This is a genomic window from Gluconobacter sp. R75690 (assembly GCF_015244525.1).
GTDB lineage: Bacteria > Pseudomonadota > Alphaproteobacteria > Acetobacterales > Acetobacteraceae > Gluconobacter > Gluconobacter potus.
Genome location: NZ_JABCQB010000035.1, coordinates 1 through 2,109, shown reverse-complemented (window position 1 = coordinate 2,109; position 2,109 = coordinate 1). Strand labels below are relative to the sequence as shown.

Genomic DNA, 2,109 nt, shown 5'->3' with positions numbered 1-2,109 from the left:
TCTGCTCAAAACGCACAACGAAAATCACCATCCAGAGCCATCAATACCAGCCTGCGAGCCCAAAATCAGGCAGAAAGGTCTTCAATCAACGGTTCTTCGAACCCTCCACGTTCGGCTCTGCATCGCTGCTTTCAGCGTCACGAGATCTCACGACTGCCGGACATGGAGGGAGACAAGCCCAGACGCCAGCGCTTCAAACGCTACCCGATCGGGTTCTTTCATCTCGACATGGCCGAAGTCCAGACCGCTGAAGGTAAGCTGTACCTCTTCGTTGCCATCGACCGGACAAGCAAATTCGCTGTCACACAACTGGTCGGGAAAGCCGATCGGAAGACGGCCTGGGAATTCCTCGAATATCTCCTGAGTATGATCCCTTACCGGATTCATACCATTCTGACCGATAACGGCATCCAGTTCGCTGAGCAGCCCGTAATCGCAATACGGCGTGGTCGCGCCCCATGCGCTTCGACATGATCTGCGAAGCCCACGGGATCGAACATCGTCTGACTAAACCCAATCATCCCTGGACGAACGGTCGGGTTGAACGGATGAACCGGACGATCAAGGACGCAACCGTCAAACGCTTTCATTACGACAGTCATGAGCAGTTGAGGACACACCTCAGCGACTGCATGACAGTCTATAATTTCGGGCGAAGGCTCAAGGCGCTGAGTGGCCTCACCCCTTACGAATACGTCTGCAAAATCTGGACTTCAGAGCCAGAAAGATTCATCCTCAATCCAACCCATCAAACCCCGGGACTAAACACCTAAAACGCAATCTTACTGAACTAATTTAGCAGTTGGAATTACGCTTCATAACCTTGAGGATGACTCTCGCGCCAACGAAGCGCTGTCTCAACTATGCTATCAAGATCTCCAAAACGCGGCGTCCATCCCGTCTCATTCCGCAGAGTTGTAGAGTCGGCAACGAGCAAAGAGGGATCTCCTTCACGTCGGGGAGCCGCTTCCCAAATAACTTTCCGCCCACTAACTCTTTCGACGCTTTGAATAACTTCAAGGTTAGAATAGCCCTGACCATTACCAATATTGTACGTAACACTTCTATGGTCGATCTGAAGCAATGCTCTCACATGAGCATCTGCCAGGTCAGTTACATGAATATAGTCCCGAACACAGGAACCATCTCGGGTGGGGTAATCCGTTCCAAACAACTTAAGAGCGGGACGACGACCCAGCGCAGCATCAATAGTCAGGGGGATAAGATGAGTTTCAGGGCGATGATCTTCTCCAGCCCGCCCTTGAGGGTCTGCGCCTGCAGCATTAAAATATCGCAGACAAGCACTTCTTAAGCCATAGATGGCGTCAGCCCAGTGTAGTACCCGTTCAATCATGAATTTACTTTCGCCATAGGGCGATCCAGGCTGCACAGATGCAGTTTCTGGTATAGGGTCCAAACGTTCAGGACCACCAAAAAGCGCGGCCGTCGACGAAAACACAATTTTCTTCACACCATGCTGAACACAAACCTGCACAAGGTTCAGTGCAGTTAAATAATTTTGCCTTAGATAATGGAAGGGGTCGCGCATACTATCTCCAACCAAGGAAAGAGCCGCAAAATGAAGAACTCCGTCCCAAGGTCCTTGCGCAACCACAGCAGAAGTCGCCTGAATATCCAGAAGGTCAACTTCGTGTAGGGGCACTCCTGCAGGAACGGCCTGGCGATACCCCGTGCTCAAATTGTCAAGAACAACAACGTTATGCCCAGCATCAAGTAGAGCCAGAACGATATGGCTGCCTACAAAGCCAGCCCCACCAGTCACAAGATAACGCATTATACTCTCCTGAAGCCCAAAATCGAACAAAATACTCAAAAAACCTTTCACCCACTCTAAATTAAGGAATCAAAAAATGCCAAATTTTTCTTAAAGAAAATTTTTCCTTAATATACTATATTTTCTACCACAAAACTTTTTTAAAAAAATTAATATAAATAATTAAGTTATTAACTAACATTTGAAAAATATTATTATATATCTAGGCTCAGGGCTCATATCCAGAAGATGACGGTTGCGGCGAGGCAGATGGCTGAGAAGAAGACATTCGGGCATCTGTCATAGCGGGTTGCGACCCGCCGCCAGTCCTTGAG

At 48.7% G+C, this 2,109-nt stretch carries 1 protein-coding gene and 2 pseudogenes; 1 reads left to right on the top strand and 2 read right to left on the bottom strand.

Annotated features, from left to right (window positions below):
- Positions 1 to 108: 108 nt before the first annotated feature.
- A pseudogene (locus HKD27_RS16175) lies at positions 109 to 773 on the top strand (DDE-type integrase/transposase/recombinase); the annotation flags it as partial.
- A 35-nt stretch (positions 774 to 808) separates the two neighbouring features.
- Here HKD27_RS16175 and galE read toward each other — a convergent pair.
- The gene (gene galE / locus HKD27_RS16170) at positions 809 to 1,795 is read right to left on the bottom strand and encodes a UDP-glucose 4-epimerase GalE (protein ID WP_194690213.1); all 987 of its coding nucleotides are present in this window, start codon (positions 1,793 to 1,795) and stop codon (positions 809 to 811) included.
- A gap of 215 nt (positions 1,796 to 2,010) precedes the next feature.
- Positions 2,011 to 2,109 (bottom strand): annotated as a pseudogene (locus tag HKD27_RS16165) (IS5/IS1182 family transposase); the annotation flags it as partial.